General features: G+C 66.0%; 17 protein-coding genes. 7 read left to right on the top strand and 10 right to left on the bottom strand.

The features are described 5' to 3' along the window. Positions 1–162 precede the first annotated feature (162 nt). From ribB to twy1, 4 genes are all read right to left on the bottom strand, one after another. Entirely contained in the window at positions 163–840 is a 678-nt protein-coding gene (gene ribB, locus MU521_RS05165) for a 3,4-dihydroxy-2-butanone-4-phosphate synthase (protein ID WP_092687795.1), read from the bottom strand. Further along, positions 824–1,525 (bottom strand): DUF120 domain-containing protein, encoded by a 702-nt coding sequence (locus tag MU521_RS05160; RefSeq protein WP_092687798.1) that lies wholly within the window; start codon positions 1,523–1,525, stop codon positions 824–826. Before MU521_RS05160 ends, ribB begins: the two co-directional genes overlap by 17 nt. Before the next feature lie 144 nt (positions 1,526–1,669). Next, positions 1,670–2,269 carry a DJ-1/PfpI family protein gene (locus tag MU521_RS05155; RefSeq protein ID WP_092687801.1) on the bottom strand — a complete coding sequence of 200 codons (600 nt, stop codon included), beginning with the start codon at positions 2,267–2,269 and terminating at the stop codon, positions 1,670–1,672. Positions 2,270–2,389: 120 nt separating this feature from the next. Further along, entirely contained in the window at positions 2,390–3,355 is a 966-nt protein-coding gene (gene twy1, locus MU521_RS05150; protein ID WP_175452762.1) for a 4-demethylwyosine synthase TYW1, read from the bottom strand. Positions 3,356–3,542: 187 nt separating this feature from the next. Between twy1 and MU521_RS05145 the strand changes: the two genes are divergently transcribed. From MU521_RS05145 to argS, 4 genes are all read left to right on the top strand, one after another. Continuing rightward, a complete protein-coding gene (locus tag MU521_RS05145) occupies positions 3,543–4,085 on the top strand; it encodes an HTH domain-containing protein (protein WP_092687807.1) in 543 nt (180 codons plus the stop codon). 47 nt (positions 4,086–4,132) lie between these two features. After that, positions 4,133–4,684: an HTH domain-containing protein gene (locus tag MU521_RS05140; RefSeq protein ID WP_139171049.1), complete on the top strand. Its 552-nt coding sequence runs from the start codon at positions 4,133–4,135 to the stop codon at positions 4,682–4,684. Positions 4,685–4,813: 129 nt separating this feature from the next. Beyond that, positions 4,814–5,722: a hypothetical protein gene (locus MU521_RS05135; RefSeq protein WP_092687813.1), complete on the top strand. Its 909-nt coding sequence runs from the start codon at positions 4,814–4,816 to the stop codon at positions 5,720–5,722. Positions 5,723–5,827: 105 nt separating this feature from the next. Then, positions 5,828–7,585 carry an arginine--tRNA ligase gene (gene argS / locus MU521_RS05130; protein WP_092687817.1) on the top strand — a complete coding sequence of 586 codons (1,758 nt, stop codon included), beginning with the start codon at positions 5,828–5,830 and terminating at the stop codon, positions 7,583–7,585. Here argS and MU521_RS21420 read toward each other — a convergent pair whose 3' ends face one another. Next, positions 7,586–7,708: a hypothetical protein gene (locus MU521_RS21420; RefSeq protein WP_281186987.1), complete on the bottom strand. Its 123-nt coding sequence runs from the start codon at positions 7,706–7,708 to the stop codon at positions 7,586–7,588. A gap of 87 nt (positions 7,709–7,795) precedes the next feature. Then, positions 7,796–8,638, bottom strand: a complete 843-nt coding sequence (locus MU521_RS05125; RefSeq protein WP_092687820.1) for a MinD/ParA family ATP-binding protein — start codon at positions 8,636–8,638, stop codon at positions 7,796–7,798. A 268-nt stretch (positions 8,639–8,906) separates the two neighbouring features. On the opposite strand from MU521_RS05125, the gene prf1 reads away from it, so the two are divergent. Next, complete coding sequence (gene prf1 / locus MU521_RS05120; RefSeq protein ID WP_092687823.1) at positions 8,907–10,160, top strand: peptide chain release factor aRF-1; 1,254 nt, start codon at positions 8,907–8,909, stop codon at positions 10,158–10,160. 192 nt (positions 10,161–10,352) lie between these two features. Beyond that, positions 10,353–12,071 (top strand): ATP-binding protein, encoded by a 1,719-nt coding sequence (locus MU521_RS05115; protein WP_092687826.1) that lies wholly within the window; start codon positions 10,353–10,355, stop codon positions 12,069–12,071. Positions 12,072–12,113: 42 nt separating this feature from the next. Here the strand turns inward: MU521_RS05115 and MU521_RS05110 are convergent, their stop codons facing one another. Then, positions 12,114–12,506, bottom strand: coding sequence for a DUF6276 family protein (locus tag MU521_RS05110; protein ID WP_092687829.1), 393 nt, complete (start codon positions 12,504–12,506; stop codon positions 12,114–12,116). Between the two features lie 65 nt (positions 12,507–12,571). After that, positions 12,572–13,267 (bottom strand): V-type ATP synthase subunit D, encoded by a 696-nt coding sequence (locus MU521_RS05105; RefSeq protein WP_092687833.1) that lies wholly within the window; start codon positions 13,265–13,267, stop codon positions 12,572–12,574. Positions 13,268–13,414: 147 nt separating this feature from the next. Between MU521_RS05105 and MU521_RS05100 the strand changes: the two genes are divergently transcribed. After that, positions 13,415–13,720: a hypothetical protein gene (locus tag MU521_RS05100; RefSeq protein WP_092687836.1), complete on the top strand. Its 306-nt coding sequence runs from the start codon at positions 13,415–13,417 to the stop codon at positions 13,718–13,720. A gap of 38 nt (positions 13,721–13,758) precedes the next feature. Here MU521_RS05100 and MU521_RS05095 read toward each other — a convergent pair whose 3' ends face one another. Both MU521_RS05095 and MU521_RS05090 read right to left on the bottom strand, forming a co-directional pair. Beyond that, on the bottom strand, positions 13,759–15,177 hold the full coding sequence (locus tag MU521_RS05095; RefSeq protein ID WP_092687839.1) for an ATP synthase subunit B: 1,419 nt from the start codon (positions 15,175–15,177) through the stop codon (positions 13,759–13,761). After that, positions 15,177–16,937 carry an ATP synthase subunit A gene (locus tag MU521_RS05090; protein ID WP_092687842.1) on the bottom strand — a complete coding sequence of 587 codons (1,761 nt, stop codon included), beginning with the start codon at positions 16,935–16,937 and terminating at the stop codon, positions 15,177–15,179. The genes MU521_RS05095 and MU521_RS05090 overlap by 1 nt, the downstream gene beginning before the upstream one ends. Positions 16,938–16,942 lie beyond the last annotated feature (5 nt).

Here is a 16,942-nt window from a genome sequence, read left to right as displayed (position 1 = left end):
TTTCGATTTGGCCGATACCACGCATTACAGACCTGCTATACCCGCTGTAGTCTCAACTTCCACGACGGCAAGTTCTATATCGCGATTACTGGTTTATCGGGATGAACCACACCGGGGACATCGAAAACCGGGACGCGCGGGGAACGTACCGGAAAACAGCGGTCAGCGAAGGCGGTCGACGATCTCGCTGCCTTCGACGTAGGGGATGTCGTTGCGCTCGCCGTAGGCGCGGGCGGCCGCGGGCGGGAGCGCTTCGCCGCTCTCGTCGTCGAGCATCTCACAGACGACGACGGCGGGCGACTGGTCGGTGGCCGCCGCCAGTGCGACGCCCAGCTCGGTGTGGCCGAGACGATCCGCCAGCAGGTCCGGCGCGGCGCGCAACAGGTGGACGTGGCCCGGGGCGCGGAACTCCTCGGCGAACTGGGCCGTCTCGGGGTCGCTGGCGGCCCGGGCGAGTTCCGTGATGGTCAGCGCCCGGTCTTCGTCGGTGATTCCGGTGAACGTGTCCCGGTGATTCACCGTCAGCGAGAACGACGAGCGCTCGTCGTAGTCGAGGTCGTGGTCGGCCGCGACGGGGTGGTCGATGACCTCTTGCAGGAAGGGGAGATCGAAGGCCTCGGCGACCTCGTCGCTCAACGCCGTGCAGACCAGCCCGCCCGCGTCGTTGCGCATGCGGGCGACGGCCTCGGGCGTGACGGCGGCCGCGGGATACACCAGATCGGTCTCGCCTTCGCGGTCGGCGGCGTCGTGGATCAGGATGGGGTCGCCCTCACGGAAGGCCGCCAGGGCCGCCTCGACGCCGGTCCGGGATTCGGTGTGCATCTTATCGCTCCGTGACATTGATCGTGACCTTGTCGTCGTCTTCGAGTCCGATCGCTTCGCGGAGTTTCTCCGGGGCGATCACTTCCAGCTGGTCCTCGTCGTGGTGTGTCCGCTCGGGTGCGATGACGTGGGCCGGTTCGTAGATCGAGTCGCCCACCTCGACGCTCGCGGGGTAACAGAACGCGGGGCCGTAGGTGCGTTCGTCGTCCTCCCAGCCCTCGATGGTGACCGGTTCCAGCGACGCCATCCCGGCGCGGGCGCGGACGCTCTCGTCGGTGAGGTCGACGTTCAGCGTCCCCGCGAAGGGTTCGTAGCCCAGCTTCTCGATGAACTGCTCCATGTAGCCCGGCAGCGAGATGTAGTGGCGACCCTCGCCCATTCCGCTGGTGACGAAGCCCTGGAGTTCGATGGCCGCGTCGCGCTCGAAGATCCGTCGGTAGTCGGCGTACTCGCGACGGAGGGCCGACTCGCCCTCGCCGGTGATCTCGATCCACTGCCCATCGCTGACAATCTCCCGCTCGACGTACCCGGCGTCGTCGAGGCGCTGGAGTCGGCGGGAGGCCGTCTGGTTCGACGCGTCGAGGTCGTCGGCCAGCGCCGAACACGACACCTTCTCCTGGCCCTCCAGTGCGCCCTCGAGCGCCAGCAGCTTCAGCGTCGCCAGCTCGTCGTATCCGACCGTCCCCTCGCTCGCCTGTGCCATGTCTCATCGTTGGGCAGTCTCGGGGATAAGCGTAACGAATGTGGGATGCGTAACGACTTTGGAACGCAGAGAAACGGAAACAGTGTTTCCTGACTCGGTGTTTGGGACCACCAACCTAAAGCCGTCGTTCCGAAGGCGTTCGGGTCAGGCCGTGTGGACCGCAGCCCGTGGCCCGTACTCCATCTCGGTCCGGACGGCCGCCGCGACCTCGGCTCCGAACTCGCGCTCGACGAGGTGGACGGCCAGATCCAGTCCCGAGGTGACGCCACCCGCGGTCAGCACGTCGCCGTCGTCGCCTACCCGGGCGTCGACCACCGCGGCCTCGGTCGCTCGGAGGTCCGCCAGCGCGCTCGCGTGCGTGACCGCCGGCCGACCGTCGAGGACGCCCGCCCGGGCGAGCAACATCCCACCGGTACAGACTCCGGCGACCGAGCCCCCGCGTTCGCGGTGGGCGGCGATGGCCTCGGGAATCGACCCCCGTTCGGCCTCCCGGTACGCACCCGGACCCTCCCGGTCGGTCCAGCCACCGCCGGGAACCACGAGCAGGTCCGGGCCCGTCTCGGCCAGTGGCCCGTCCACCCCGACCTCGAGCCCGTGACTCGCCGTTATCGGACTTCTGCCTTCGAGGGAAGGAAGCGTCGTCCTGCAGTCGGCCCCGGCGTTCGCGGCGTTCTCGAACACCTCGAACGGGCCGATGGCGTCCAGTCCGTCGAAGCCCTCGAATAGCAGGATGGCGATTTCCATGCCCTGACCTCGGGGTGTCGATGCAAAAGCGCTCCTCTCGGGGAGATCGTCGATTCCCGCGGCTCGCGGGTCGTGCCTCCCCGCTCGCCAGTCCGGGACGCTCGTTGCACTCGCGTCCCCCTACTCCCAGAAGTCGCTGTCCTTCTGCAGTTTCGGGACGAGGGTGTTCCGGTCCTCGGCGAGCAGGGCGACCCGGGAGGCCGGCACCTGCTTGAGCACGTCGTGGGGCATGTGTTCCATCACGTCTTCGGCGAACTCGACGACGCGCTCGTGGTCGGGCATCGAGTCCCGGTCCAGCCGGCCACGGGAGTGGCCGACGTGCATGTACGCTTTCAACTCCACGAAGTCCGGGTCGGCCCGCTGGAACATCGAGGCGTACCACTCGGGATGGTGCATGTTCAGCCCCTGGATGCACGTCGTCCGCAGGACCGTCCGGGTCTCATCTTTCCCGGCCAGCACGTCCAGCGTGTCGATCAACCGCTTCCAGGCGTCGTCCTCGACGGCCTTCACAGTTTCATCGAAGGTCGCCCGGTCGGCGGCGTCGACGCTGACGTACAACTGGGTCGGGTCACACTCGGCCAGCACTTCCGGGCGAGTGCCGTTCGAGACGAGGAAGGTCGTGATGTCCCGATCGTGGAAGGCCTCGATGAGTTCCGGCAGATAGGGGTAGAGCGTCGGTTCGCCGTCGAGGGAAATCGCCACGTGGCGGGGCTCCATCGCCTCCTCGAACATCTCGCGGGGCACCTCATCGTTCCCGCCGAAGCCGCTGAGGAGTTTCGTCTGGAGTTCGATGCTGGCGTCGACGACGGCCTCGGGGTCGTCCCACTCGACCTCGTCCATCTCGTAGGCGTGACCCTGGTGGTCCCGCCAGCAGAAGACACACCGCTCGTTGCACTTCACGACCGGAGTCATCTGGATACATCTGTGGGATTCTATCCCGTAAAATATGTTTTTGTAACATTTCCCCTCCCCACGGAGCGCGTTCTTGGTCCACCCGCAGGTCTGAGCCGCGGTGTGGTTCTCGCTGTGGTAATCTGGATTCGACACCTGCTTTGGGCCCCCGCTCCCGGACTCTGAGTCGCTCATGTTGCCCCCACGTTTCGGGTGCGCGGGCAAAAGCATCCGGGTGTCACGTCGGTTCGACGCCCCCAATCCACGATCCGCATCCGTCTCCAAAAACTCTGACTAGTAATACAAACACGGCAGAAAAGTCTACGGAAATCTACGACTGTTGTGGGTAAAGACTATTAGTGTTATTTCCCAAAGACTGTGTATGGCTACTAACGTCGTGAACGAACGCGGCGGCGAGCAGGCAGAGACCGACCGCACCACCGAGTCAGAACCGGAGACGGCGGTCGAGGCCGACTATACGGTGACGCTGCACCTGCGGGCCTCGGCACCGGCGGCCGCCACGCGGCGGCAACGGACCGTACTGGACCGGTTGCGGTCGCTCGCCTCGGACGGCGTCGTCCCCGAGCTTCGGGTCGAGCGCTGGAGTTCGAAGGTGACCGTCCCCTCCGAGGGTGACGAGAGCGGACAGGGACCGGTCGAGCTGTACGCGGAGTTCGAGACCGCCGCCGAGCGCGCGAACGCGCGTCTGGAACCGTTCTTCGAGACCCGGGAGGCCGTCGGCGGCCTGCTCTCGGCGGGGCCGCCCACGGATCGGGTCATCGTGTTCCCGGTGGTCTGTCTGACCGTCCGCCGGGACGGCGACCTCACAGGGCTCTACCCCTGCTGGAAAGACGGTGACCACCACAGCGTAGAGGACGGGCTCGAAGCGCTCGCGACGGAGCCGGGTGACCCGGAGAATCTCTGAGTGGGTGACTGGATCGTCGGAGCTACCGTGACGGAGGGCCGGAGACCATGACTGCACGCAAATCCGAAGTCGCCTCACGGATTCCGGACGGGCCGATGACGGTGACGCTACGACGCCGCTCGGACCCGTCGTCGGTCGCACGACGCCGACAGCAACGTCTCACCGAACGACTGGAGACGGCCGTCGACGGGGCCGACGAGACGACTCTCCGGACCGGTCACTGGAGCGACCGCGTCCGGGTGCCCGCCGCCGAGGGGACCACGGCGGTCGAAGCGGTCGCCATCTACGAGGAGTTACAGGCCGCCGTCGACGAGGCGGGCGGCCGCCTCCACCCGTTCTTCCAGGAACACGAGACGCTCGACTCCATCGAGGCGGCCGGTCCGACCGACGGTTCCCGGGACGGCGACGAACGCGATATCGTGTTCCCGGTGGTCTGTCTCACGATCAGACGGAGCGGCCGTCTCACGGGCGTCTATCCCTGCTGGCTCGATGGCGATCACCACAGCGTGGAGGACGGCCTCGCCCGCCTCGAAGCCGCGACGGACAGCCGTCGACCACAGACCCCGGCGGTCCCGGGCGACGCCGAGAACCTCTGGTGAACGGTTTTGAGCCCCGCTCGTTTCACTCGTGGCGTGAGTCGTTCCGAACCGAGAGGACTCGCCCCTAATAAATAACTTAACGTATGAAGATATGAATACAAGCCTGCTAATTCCGTAAATAAAATCGCTATGGGGGATGAACGAACGACGGGCAGTAGTGACGACGAACTAACAGACCTGCGTCGGCGGTCGATACTTCGTGCGACCGGGACGCTGGCTGGCGCGGGCGCGCTGGGGGTCGGTGCCACCCAGCCGGCCGCTGCCGACCCGACGCCGCTCGAACTCTCGAACTGCGCGACCGTCTGGGAGAGCGCGCCCGCGGCCTTCCCGCGGGTGGACGTGCGGCAGTCCGAGCCGACGACCCGGAACCTGCCGGAGCGTCCCGACGAGGTCGTGTTCTACTTCATCGGCTGGACCAGCGAGGGCCAGATCGGGGACGATCAGGGGTATACACTCCAGCAGACGCTTCGGTCGAACGGCTACGACCGGCCGGTGGTCACCGTGCAGTGGGAAGCGGAGACGACGCTGTTCTCGACCGGCGAGGACAACGCCGACCGCGATGGCCGGCGCTTCGCCGAGTTTCTTCGAGAGTATCACGAGCGCAACCCCGACACGACGATCAGGCTGGCGGGGCTGTCGCTGGGCGGCCGGCCGCCGCTAGCGACGCTCGACGACCTCGACGGCGACGTGCCCGTGGCGTCGGTGTCGCTGTTCGGCGCGTCGGTCGACAACGATCAGATCTGCGCCGACGACGACGCGGCCTTCGACGCCGACGCCGTCGAGGCGACCGCCGAGAACGTCTACAACTACCACTCCGAGGAGGACAACACCATTTGCGTGTTCTACGACCTCCAGACCTTCCGTGACGGGATCGGCTGTAGCGGTATCGACTGTGGCGGGTGGTTCTCGACGGGCTCCCCGCCGGAGAACTGGGTCGACGTGGACGTGACCGACGAGATCGACAGCCACTGCAACTACCAGGTCCCCGACGTCGGTGTGGGCGAGCGAATCGCCGCCGACATCCAGTCGACCGGCTGACGCGGCGACCCCGCGACCCGGGGCCGTTCGGTTCCGTCCGCGGCGCTCCACCACGGTCGACTCCGACTCGTTACGCCTATACCCGGCGCTCGAAAACGGGTGGGTATGTTCCTTGCCGCGCGCCGGGAGGTCGAAGCCGCCATCGAGGGCGCACTCGACGCCCTCGACCTCCCCACCGACGACCTCGGGATCGAGGAGCCACCGGACGACGTGGACGCGATCCTCGCATCCAGCGTCGCCTTCCGACTGGCCGGCGAGGTCGGTGCCGCCCCGCCCGAGGTGGCCACCGACATCGCCGCGGAGATCGACCCCGCTGACTACGAGTACGTCGGCGACGTGACCACCCAGGGCCCCTACTGCAACTTCCTGCCCAGCGACGCCTACTTCGCGGCGACGCTCGAAGCCGCCCAGGACGACGAGTACGGCCGGCTCGACCCGAAGGGGACCTCGGTAGCCGTCGAACACACCAGCGCCAACCCGACCGGGCCGGTCCACGTCGGCCGGGCGCGCAACCCAATCATCGGCGATGCGCTGGCGAACGTCCTCGATTTCGCCGGGTACGACGTGGACCGGCACTACTACGTCAACGACGCCGGCCGCCAGATGGCCGTGTTCACCTGGGCTTACGAGACGTTCGACGAGTCGGAGCTCCCCGAACCGGAACGCGACCGCGCCGAGTACGACATGGTCCGGTACTACCGCCGGGGCAACGCCTTCCTCGACGAGGCCCCCGAGGCCGAGGTCGAGGCGGCCGAAGCCGAGATCCAGTCGATCATGCAGGGGCTGGAGGCCGGCGACGAGGCGACCTACGAGCGCGTCAGCGAGGTCGTCGACACAGTCCTGAGCGGGATGCAGGAGTGTCTGGCCCGCCTCCCCGCCGAGTTCGACGAGTTCATCAAGGAGACGCGGTTCATGCGCAGCGGCGCGACCGACGACCTGGTCGACCGGCTTCAGGATCTCGACGAGGCGGTCTACGAGGACGAGGCCTGGCAACTCGACCTCCCCGACATCGAGAAGAACCTTGTCTTCCTGCGCTCGGACGGGACCAGCCTCTACGCCACGCGGGACCTGGCCCACCACGAGTGGAAGTTCGACAACTACGACCGCGCCGTGACCGTGCTGGGCGAGGACCACAAGCTCCAGGCCCAGCAGGTCCGGACCACCCTCGACCTGCTCGGCCACGAGACCGACCAGCTCGATCAGGTCCTCTATTCGTACGTCAACCTCCCGGAGGGGAAGATGAGTACCCGCGAGGGGACGGGGATCGACCTGGACGACCTGCTCGACGAGGCCATCGACCGCGCCCGCGAGGAAGTCGAGGATCGTCTGGAGGATCGCCTCCGCAACGACGACCTCGATCACGAGGACGTGGAACGGATCGCCCACCAGGTCGGCATCGGCGCGGTCCGGTACGACATCGTCTCGAAACAGCCCGCCAAGGCCATCACCTTCGAGTGGGACCGGGCGCTGGACTTCGAGGCCCAGTCCGCGCCGTACGTCCAGTACGTTCACGCGCGCGCCTGCGGCATCCTCGGGGAAGCCGGCGAGGCGGGCCACGAGGTCCCCGACCCGACCGACCTGGACGCCGACGCGCTGGACACGCCGGAGGCACGCCAGTTGCTCGCGACCATCGCACGGTTCCCGGCGGTGATCGAGGCGGCCGCCGACGACCACCATCCACACGTCGTCGCGACGTACACCCGGGAGTTCGCCGAGGCGTTCAACGCCTTCTACCGGGAGTGCCCGGTGCTCGATGCCGACGCCGAGACACAGGACGCACGGCTCGCGCTGGTGGCCGCTGCACGCCACACTGTGGGGAACGCCCTGGGTGTGCTCGGTGTCGCTGCGCCCGAGTCGATGTGACTACACCGGGAGCAGGGTCGGAAGGATGGATCCCCCGGCGAACTGGATCGCCGCGAGACCGAGACCGAGAGCCAACAGCAGGAAGATCAGCACCCAGCTCAGTCGGATCGAGTCGTCTGCCATACCGAGACGTGGCAGGAGGGACGGTTTAGATGTACCGTTTCGAAAGAACGGGCGCGCGGTCCTGACGGGGAGGACGGACGCGACTGGTCAGTTGAACAGGCCGAACACGCCTTCTTCGTCGTCTTCGTCGTCGTCCTCGCCGTCGCTGCTCTCGCTCTCCTCGGGTGACTCCTCGTCGGTGTCGGTCGTCGCGCTCGGCTCGAACTCCTGTTCGGGCGTGACGCCGCCCTCGGTGTTTGCCTCGTAGATCTCTTCGAGCGTGGAGGCGAGTCGGCGGTAGGCCTCGGCGGCGTAGCTGTCCGGACCGTTGATGATCAGCGGCTCGTCCCGGGTCGCGTCCTGATCCTCGGGGACGACCGCGAGCATCTCCATGTCGAGTTTGTCGGCGACCTCCGAGACGTTGGTGTCGTCGTCGGCCCGGGTCAGCACCGCACCGACCACGTCGCCGTCGATCCGTTCGGCCAGCTGTGCGGTCTTGATCGTGTCGCCGATGGCGACCTCGTCGGCGGTGGTGACGAGCAAGACACCGTCGGCCAGTCCCAGCGGGACGGTCGTCTCGTGGCTCAACCCGGCCCCGGTGTCGATGAGGACGATCTCGTAGGCCGTCGAAAGTGCTTTCACGACTTTCCGGAGTTTCGCGGGGTCGGCGTCGGCGAACGCCTCCAGATTGCGCTCACCGGGGACCACGGTGATCCCACCGGGGCCCTCGATGATCGCGTCGCTGACGGCCGCCTTGCCGGCGAGCACCTGGTGAAGGCTCGGCTCGTGGTCCACGTCGAGCATCGCCCCGAGGTTGGCCATCCCCAGATCGGCGTCGACCACGACGACATCGTGGCCGGCGTCCTGGAGCGACACGGCGACGTTGATCGCCGTCGTGGTCTTCCCGACGCCGCCCTTCCCGCCTGCGATTGTGTAGACGTATCCCGTCATACTTCCTGTTAACTTGGTACAGACAAGGGAAACATATAAACCCGTGCGTCTGACGGGCTTTCTCCCTCGTCTCCGACTGCGCCCCGCCCGGGACAACGGAACCGCCGCCACCGACACCCGGACGATTGCTAGATGAACACACGCCCGCAATGGTTGAAAAGCGCCACGGTCCATTTCAATACGTGATCATGTGAAGGTATGTGACGAACTCCCGCGACTGGCCGCCCGGTCAACAGTTACTTACCGCCCATTCGGCTATACGGAGGTAATGAGTAGCTCCGAGCAGGATCAGACGGACAAACAAAAATACGAGTTCCAGAAAGTCATCGAGGACCTCAAGGAGTACGAGGGGTCGGGGACCCAGCTCGTGACGATCTACATCCCCGAGGATCGCCGGATCAGTTCCGTCGTCGAACACGTCACCCAGGAACACAGCGAAGCCTCGAACATCAAGTCGAAACAGACCCGGACCGCCGTCCAGGACGCGCTGACCTCGATCAAGGACCGCCTGCGCTACTACGACACCTATCCGCCAGAGAACGGCATGGTAATCTTCTCCGGTGCCATCGACTCCGGCGGCGGCCGCACCGAGATGATCACCAAGGTCCTGGAGTCGCCGCCCCAGCCCATCGAGTCGTTCCGCTATCACTGCGATTCGGACTTTCTCACCGAGCCACTGGAGGAGATGCTCGGCGACAAGGGGCTGTTCGGCCTGATCGTGCTGGACCGACGGGAGGCGAACGTCGGCTGGCTGAAGGGCAAACGCGTCGAGCCCGTCAAGTCGGCCACCTCGCTCGTGCCGGGCAAACAGCGCAAAGGTGGCCAGTCGGCACAGCGGTTCGCCCGCCTGCGCCTGGAAGCCATCGACAACTTCTACCAGGAGGTCGCCGGTATGGCCGACGACCTGTTCGTCGACCAGCGTCACGAGATGGACGGCATCCTCGTGGGCGGTCCCTCCCCGACCAAAGACGAGTTCCTCGACGGCGACTACCTCCACCACGAACTCGGGGACCTGGTCCTGGGGAAGTTCGACGTGTCCTACACCGACGAGTCCGGCCTCTACGATCTGGTCGACGCCGCCCAGGATATCCTGGACGAGTACGAGGTGATGCAGGACAAATCGGAGATGGAGGAGTTCTTCAAGGAACTCCACGACGGCGACCTCGCCACCTACGGGTTCGAGGCTACCCGCGAGAACCTCGTCATGGGCGCGGTCGACCGCCTGCTCATCTCCGAGGACATGCGCCGGGACGTGGTCTCTTATGAGTGCCCCAACGACCACGAGGAACGCGAGATCGTCGACCGTCGCGAGGACACCCCCGACCACGACTGTTCGCGCTGTGGCGAGACCGTCGCCGCCGACGACGCCGAGCGCGAGGACCTCATCGACCACCTCATGCAGATCGCCGACCAGCGGGGCACCGAGACGAAGTTCATCTCCACCGACTTCGAGAAGGGCGAACAGCTCCTGAACGCCTTCGGTGGCGTCGCCGGCATCCTCCGGTACGACACCGGGATCTGAGCGAACGACTCCGGGCTACGAGACCGTTCTCCTGGTGGCCCCGGTCGACCGGCCACCGAGACCACCCGTCACGACCCCGACAGAATCATCAACTGAAATACAGGGGAAGGGTAAAAGAAACTCGGGCCTCATCTGTATTCTGTGGCAGCCTTCCGATCTGTGGCTCCCCTTCTCTATATCGGTATTCCTGCCATGATTTTCATATTCAATAGCGCCATTTCGGCGTGGATCTACCGGACCCACTGGGACCAGCGGGGTGCGAAGTGGTTCGCGGCGATGCTGCTGCTCATCGGGGGCCAGTCGCTGTTCACGCTCCTGCAGTCGGTCGCGCCCGGGAAGGCGGTCGCGAGCGTGTTCTATCACATCGCGTCGGCTGAGGTGGTCTTCAGTATCCCGGCTTTTGCCGTGTTCGTCGCACGGTACACTGGCACCGACTTCCACCGCCGTCGCCACTGGCGGGCGGTTCTGGTCGTGACCGTCGTCGCCTACATCGCACTCATCCTGACGTCCCCGTTACACGACCTCGTCGTCGTGGAGGCGACGCTGTACACCGAGCCGGTCCGGTACCTCGGGGTCCAGAACGGTCTCGCGGAGCCACTCCTCGGGACGCCACTGGCCATCCTCTGGTGGTACAGCGTGTACGTGCTCTCGAAGCACCTGCTCTCGACCGGGGCGGGATCGGGGACCCAGCTCCTCCTCCTCGTCCTCGGCCTCGTCCCGTCGGTCCTCCTGTACGTCGCCGCGTCGGTCGGCCTGCTCCCGTCGGCGCCGGGGTACCGACACGAGATGTGGGGGATGCTCGCGTTCTCGGTCTGTACGACCGTCGCGCTGTTCCGGTTCGACCTGCTCGACGTCAAGCCGGTCGCTCGGACCGCCGTCGTCGAGAACCTCCGGGACCCGGTCGTCGTCCTCGACGACCAGCGGCGCGTCGTCGACTACAATACTGCCAGTGAGACTCTCTGGCCCGATATCGACTCAGCCGTCGGTCAGCCCCTCGGGACGGCCTGTCCCGACCTGGCCGCCGCGGTCGATGTCGACGACCCGGACCTGGACTCGCCCGAGCGCCTCACCCTCGCCGTCGACGGGCAGGAGCGACACTACTCCGTCACCATCTCCCGCGTCGGCGACGCCGGGGACGGCCGCGACTGGCTCTCGCTGCTCCTCCGGGACGTGACGCAACTGGAACGATCCCGCTGGCAACTCCGCAAGCAGAAGGAGCAACTCGACAAGGTCGCCTCGACCATCTCCCACGACCTCCGGAACCCGATCAACGTCGCCGACGGGTACGCGGAGCGCCTGCAAGACATCGCCGAGGCGGAGATCACCGACCCCGAGGCCGCCCAGCGGGCCACGGAGTACACCGACAAGATCCACGGCACCCACGACCGGATGACCGACATCATCTCGGATATTCTGACCATCGCTCGCGAGGGCAAGACCGTCGAGGAGACCGAACCGGTCGCGCTCGACGCCGTCGCACGCGACGCCTGGGCCAACGTCGATACCGACGACGCGACCCTCGCCGTCGCCGACACTCGCCGGCTCCAGGCCGACCGGAGCAAGCTCCTGACGACCTTCGAGAACCTGCTCCGCAACAGTGTCGAACACGGTTTGGCCGACCCCGAGTCCAGTTCGGTGACGGTCACGGTCGGCGTGACCGACGACGGGTTCTACGTCGCGGACGACGGCCCGGGCATCCCCGAGGAACACGTCGGCAACCTCTTCGAGTACGGATACACGACCACCGACGACGGGACCGGACTCGGACTCAGCATCGTCGAGACGATGGCCGAGTCACACGGCTGGACCGTCGAACTCGACGAGTCCGCGCCGGGTGCCCGCTTCGTCTTCGGCAACGTGAGCACCGACGCAGTGACCGACTCGACCGTGAGTACGGCAGGACTATCCTGACGTGGAAACCGATCGGACCCCCGGGGAACTCGAACTGATCGGCTACTCCAGCAACTGCTCCAGTTGCTGTCGCCGCCCCTGGAGGTCGACGCGGCTGTCGACGCCCCCCGTCGTCGCGAGTCGGTCCAGCACCAGCAGTGGATCGGTCCCGGCTTCCTCGACCGCGGCGAACAGCTCGGAGATCTCGGCACGGTTGAGCGCCAGCGAATCCAGCAGGCCGATTGCCACGGCCATCGGGACTGCGGCCTCGCCCTCCGGGAACGGCTCGCCGATCTCCCCGAAATCCGGCGTCGTCGACGGCGGATCGGGGTCCGGTTCCAGCGTGAGACAGGTCGGACAGATCGCCGCCCCCGGCGAGTCCTCCGGGAGGTGTGGCCGCCACTCGTCGGCCACCGGGAACCGCAACAGCGGCGTCTGACAGTGTGGACAGTTCATACACACAAAACGAGCGGCCACCGGAAAAGGCTATCCCGCGACGGCCGTCGGCTCCGAGCCGGTGTCTAGTCGTCCGCCGTGACGGCCTCGGCGTCCTCGGCTTCCTGCTCGGCGGCTTCCCGCTCGGCTTTCTCCTCCTCTTCCTTTTTGGCCTTGATCTTCTTCATCCGGAAGATCTCCTCACGCTCCTGTTCTTCGAGTTTCTGCTCGATGTACTCCTGGTTTTCCTTGAGCTCGGGCAGGAGCTTGAACTCCAGGGCGTTGACGCGGCGCTTGGTGGTCTCGATCTCGTCGAGCATCTTCTTCATCGCCGTCTCGACCTCCGCCGCGAGGATGATCGTCTCCAGCAGTTCCTCGTAGGCCTCGGCGGCCTCGTCGATGCGCGCGCTGGTGCCCAGCACGCCGTAGCCCCGCTCGTCGAGGCTCTTCTTGACTTTCGAGGATTCGATCTGGGGGACGACCACGCCCATGATGTTCTTCGATTCGGTGGTCAGTTCCGGGTGTTCCTTCAGCGCGGCGGCCGCGCCCCGCACGGCCACGTCACCCTCCATCGCACGGGCCATGTTGATCTTGCGCTGCGCATCGTCGTAGTTCTCGTTGAGGTCCGACCGCACGTCCTGGGCCTGATCCAGGATGTCCATGAACTCCATGATGAGGCCGTCGCGCTTTTTCTCCAGCGTGTCGTGGCCCCGCTCGGAGAGCTCGATCCGGTCCTCGATCGCCATGAGGTTCTTCCGGGTCGGTTTGACGTCCTTAGCCATTGGGCGACGGTTACCGGCCCAGGCGGTTAACTCTTTACAGAACCATCCGTACCGTCCTCTCACTTCGGTCCCGACCACACGGCCGGACCTTCTCACCGAGTGAGAATTCCTACCAGATTACAAGATCCGGCAGCGAAAAGTGGGCGTATGGACATCGACTGGGGAGACGTGACCGGACTCGTCGCCGTCGGCCTCCTGGTGATCGCACTGGGACTGACCGTGGCCGGCGTCGAAACGCTCGCCGGCTTCGAGGTTCTCGCGGCCGGCGACAGCGCAATCGGCTACCTCGCGGCGGGGAACTTCAGCGGCGGCGTCCTCTCGACCGGCATCTTCTCGGTCGGCATCTTCGCCGCCGGCGTGTTCTCGGTCGGCATCTACGCCGCCGGGTTCTACGCCGTCACGCAGTACCGCGCCCGTTCGCTCGGGGACGACGCCGGCTCGTCGGAGCTGTAGCTGCGACTCGGGACCGACAGCGAAAGGAAAAGGCGGCGTTACTCCTCGGCTTCGACCGTCTCGCCCTCGTCTTCGACGTACTTCTCCTCGATGAGCTCCTCGTCGATACGGTTGAGCTCCTCCTTGGGGAGCTGGGAGAGCAGTTCCCAGCCCAGGTCGAGGGTCTCGTCGATGGAGCGGTTGGTCCGGAAGCCCTGCTGGACGAACTCCGTCTCGAAGTCGTCCGCGAAGTCGAGATACTTGTTGTCACGTTCCGAGAGGGCCTCGCGACCGACGATGTTCACGAGGTCACGGAGGTCCTCACCTTCCGCGTACGCGGCGTACATCTGGTCGGACACGTCGGCGTGGTCCTTCCGAGTCAGGCCCTCGCCGATCCCGTCGTCCATCAGCCGCGAGAGGCTGGGCAGGACGTAGATCGGCGGTTCGATCCCCTGACTGTTCAGGTCACGGTCGACGTAGATCTGGCCCTCCGTGATGTAGCCCGTCAGGTCCGGGATCGGGTGGGTGTCGTCGTCGCCGGGCATCGTGAGGATCGGGATCTGGGTCACCGACCCCTCCTTGCCCTCGATACGACCGGCCCGCTCGTAGAGCTGGGCCAGGTCCGTGTACATGTACCCGGGGTAGCCACGGCGACCCGGGACCTCCTCCCGTGCGGCACCGATCTCGCGCAGTGCCTCACAGTAGTTGGTCATGTCCGTCAGGATGACCAGGACGTGGTAGTCCTTCTCGAAGGCCAGGTACTCGGCGGTGGTGAGCGCGAGTCGCGGCGTGACCGTCCGCTCGACTGCGGGGTCGTCCGCGAGGTTCATGAAGACGACCGAGCGTTCCAGCGCCCCGGTGCGCTCGAAGTCGTCCATGAACTCGTTGGCCTCCTCCTGGGTGATCCCCATCGCGCCGAAGATCACTGCGAACTCCGAGCCCTCGTCGTCCTCGCCCTCCTCTTCCTCCGGGACGGTCGCCTGCCGGGCGATCTGGAGTGCGAGGTCGTTGTGGGGTAGCCCCGATCCCGAGAAGATCGGCAGCTTCTGGCCCCGGACCAGCGTGTTCATGCCGTCGATGGCGGAGACGCCGGTCTGGATGAACTCCTCGGGGTACTCCCGGGAGTAGGGGTTGATCGCCTCGCCGACGATCGGTCGTTCCTCGTCCGGTTCGATTTCGGGTCCGCCGTCGATGGGTTCGCCCGAGCCCGAGAGGACCCGTCCGAGCAGGTCCTCCGTCAGCTTCATCTGCAGGGTCTCACCGAGGAACCGCACCGAAGAGTTCCGGTCGATTCCTTCGGTTCCCTCGAACACCTGGATGGCGACGAAGTCGCTCGTCGATTCGAGCACCTGGCCGCGGCGGGTGTCGCCGTCCGGGGTCTCGATCTCGACGATCTCGTCGTAGCCGACGGGCTCGTCTACTTCGGCGTACACCAGCGGACCGCTGATCTCCGTGATGGTCTGGTATTCTTTCTGCATTAGTAGAGCCCCCTGATCTGCTCGGCAATGTCGTCTTCCAGTTCCGCGACGTACTCCTCCCACTCCTCTTGCACGCCGATACGGTTGAGCTGGGAGATGGCGTCGACGGCCGTGATCTCCTCGACCGGCACGCCCGCCTCCAGTGCCTCGAAGGCCTCGTCGTTGAAGGTCTTGATGGCACCGAGGATGGCGTAGGTCTTCTCTGGTTCGCAGTAGGTGTCGACGTCGTGGAAGGCATCCTGCTGGAGCCAGGCTTCACGCAGGTAGCGTGCGACTTCCAGCGTGAGCTGCTGGTCTTCCGGCAGGGCGTCCTTCCCGACGAGTTGGACGATCTCCTGGAGTTCGTCCTCCTCGTCCAGCGTGTCGATGGCCCACTGGCGCTGGTCGGCCCAGTCGGCCGCGACGTTGTCCTCGAACCACGGGTCGAGCTGGTCGCGATACAGCGAGTAGGACTCGTTCCAGTTGATCGCCGGGAAGTGCCGGCGCTCGGCGAGGTCGGCGTCCAGCGCCCAGAACGTCTTGACGATACGCAGCGTGTTCTGGGTCACCGGCTCCGAGAAGTCCCCGCCCGGCGGCGAGACGGCTCCGATGACGCTCACGGAGCCCTCGGTGCCGTTGATGTTCTGGAAGTAACCGGCCCGCTCGTAGAATTCGCTGAGGCGCGCGGCGAGGTAGGCCGGGTAGCCCTCCTCACCGGGCATCTCCTCCAACCGCGAGGAAATCTCCCGCATGGCTTCCGCCCACCGCGAGGTGGAGTCGGCCATCAGCGCCACGTCGTAGCCCATGTCGCGGAAGTACTCCGCGATGGTGATCCCCGTGTACACGCAGGACTCGCGGGCGGCGACGGGCATGTTCGAGGTGTTCGCGATGAGGCAGGTCCGGTCCATCAGCGCGTTCCCGGTCGTCGGGTCCTCCAGTTCCGGGAAGTCCTCGATCACTTCCGTCATCTCGTTGCCACGCTCGCCACAGCCGACGTAGACGACGATGTCCGCGTCGGCCCACTTGGCGAGCTGGTGCTGGGTGACGGTCTTGCCCGAGCCGAAGGGGCCGGGAATCGCCGCCGTCCCGCCCTTCGCGAGCGGGAAGAGGCCGTCGAGGATCCGCTGGCCACTGACCAGCGGCGTGTCCGGCGTCTGCTTCTCGTCGGCGGGGCGCTGGGAGCGGACGGGCCACTCCTGGCGCATCTTGATCTCCTCGCCGTTGTCGAGTTCGACGATGGTGTCCTCGACGGTGTAGTTACCCGACTTCACGTCGACGACGTCGCCGCCCTCGTAGTCGGGCGGCACCATCACCTTGTGGTCGATGCTGGGCGTCTCGGGGACGATGCCGACCACGTCGTTGGGGCCGACTTCGTCACCCTCGGAGACCTCGGGGTTGAACTCCCAGGTCTTCTCCAGGTCGATCCCGGGGGCGTCGACACCGCGGTCGAGAAAGGCACTGCCCATCTTCTCTTCGAGCACGTCGAGCGGGCGCTGGACGCCGTCGTAGATGGCGTCGAGCATGCCCGGTCCGAGGTCGACGCTGAGGGGCGCACCCGTCGACTCGACGGGTTCGCCCGGGGAGACCGCGGAGGTCTCCTCGTAGACCTGGATGGTCGTGATGTTGCCCTCGATCTCGATGACTTCGCCCATCAGTCCCTCGTGACCGACGTAGACCACGTCGTTCATCTTCGCGTCGAGGTCTGTCGCCGTCACGACGGGACCGCTTACGCTCTCGATCTGTCCGTCTTCGCGGACGTCGGATTCTGTCGCTTGACTCATTCGTT

It is taken from the genome of Halorientalis regularis, assembly GCF_023698535.1.
Classification (GTDB): domain Archaea; phylum Halobacteriota; class Halobacteria; order Halobacteriales; family Haloarculaceae; genus Halorientalis; species Halorientalis regularis.
Note: the sequence above shows the minus strand (reverse complement) of the source record. Positions and strands in the feature narration are given on the sequence as shown.

Bases quoted from the DNA above. Each gene is read 5' to 3' on its own strand.
- MU521_RS05155 (WP_092687801.1), bottom strand. From the start codon at position 2,269: ATGGAAATCGCCATCCTGCTATTCGAGGGCTTCGACGGACTGGACGCC.
- MU521_RS05160 (WP_092687798.1), bottom strand. From the start codon at position 1,525: ATGGCACAGGCGAGCGAGGGGACGGTCGGATACGACGAGCTGGCGACG.
- MU521_RS05135 (WP_092687813.1), top strand. From the start codon at position 4,814: ATGGGGGATGAACGAACGACGGGCAGTAGTGACGACGAACTAACAGAC.
- MU521_RS05115 (WP_092687826.1), top strand. From the start codon at position 10,353: ATGATTTTCATATTCAATAGCGCCATTTCGGCGTGGATCTACCGGACC.
- prf1 (WP_092687823.1), top strand. From the start codon at position 8,907: ATGAGTAGCTCCGAGCAGGATCAGACGGACAAACAAAAATACGAGTTC.
- MU521_RS05110 (WP_092687829.1), bottom strand. From the start codon at position 12,506: ATGAACTGTCCACACTGTCAGACGCCGCTGTTGCGGTTCCCGGTGGCC.
- MU521_RS05125 (WP_092687820.1), bottom strand. From the start codon at position 8,638: ATGACGGGATACGTCTACACAATCGCAGGCGGGAAGGGCGGCGTCGGG.
- MU521_RS05095 (WP_092687839.1), bottom strand. From the start codon at position 15,177: ATGCAGAAAGAATACCAGACCATCACGGAGATCAGCGGTCCGCTGGTG.
- MU521_RS21420 (WP_281186987.1), bottom strand. From the start codon at position 7,708: ATGGCAGACGACTCGATCCGACTGAGCTGGGTGCTGATCTTCCTGCTG.
- MU521_RS05145 (WP_092687807.1), top strand. From the start codon at position 3,543: ATGGCTACTAACGTCGTGAACGAACGCGGCGGCGAGCAGGCAGAGACC.
- twy1 (WP_175452762.1), bottom strand. From the start codon at position 3,355: ATGAGCGACTCAGAGTCCGGGAGCGGGGGCCCAAAGCAGGTGTCGAAT.
- MU521_RS05090 (WP_092687842.1), bottom strand. From the start codon at position 16,937: ATGAGTCAAGCGACAGAATCCGACGTCCGCGAAGACGGACAGATCGAG.
- MU521_RS05100 (WP_092687836.1), top strand. From the start codon at position 13,415: ATGGACATCGACTGGGGAGACGTGACCGGACTCGTCGCCGTCGGCCTC.
- MU521_RS05105 (WP_092687833.1), bottom strand. From the start codon at position 13,267: ATGGCTAAGGACGTCAAACCGACCCGGAAGAACCTCATGGCGATCGAG.
- MU521_RS05140 (WP_139171049.1), top strand. From the start codon at position 4,133: ATGACTGCACGCAAATCCGAAGTCGCCTCACGGATTCCGGACGGGCCG.
- argS (WP_092687817.1), top strand. From the start codon at position 5,828: ATGTTCCTTGCCGCGCGCCGGGAGGTCGAAGCCGCCATCGAGGGCGCA.
- ribB (WP_092687795.1), bottom strand. From the start codon at position 840: ATGTCACGGAGCGATAAGATGCACACCGAATCCCGGACCGGCGTCGAG.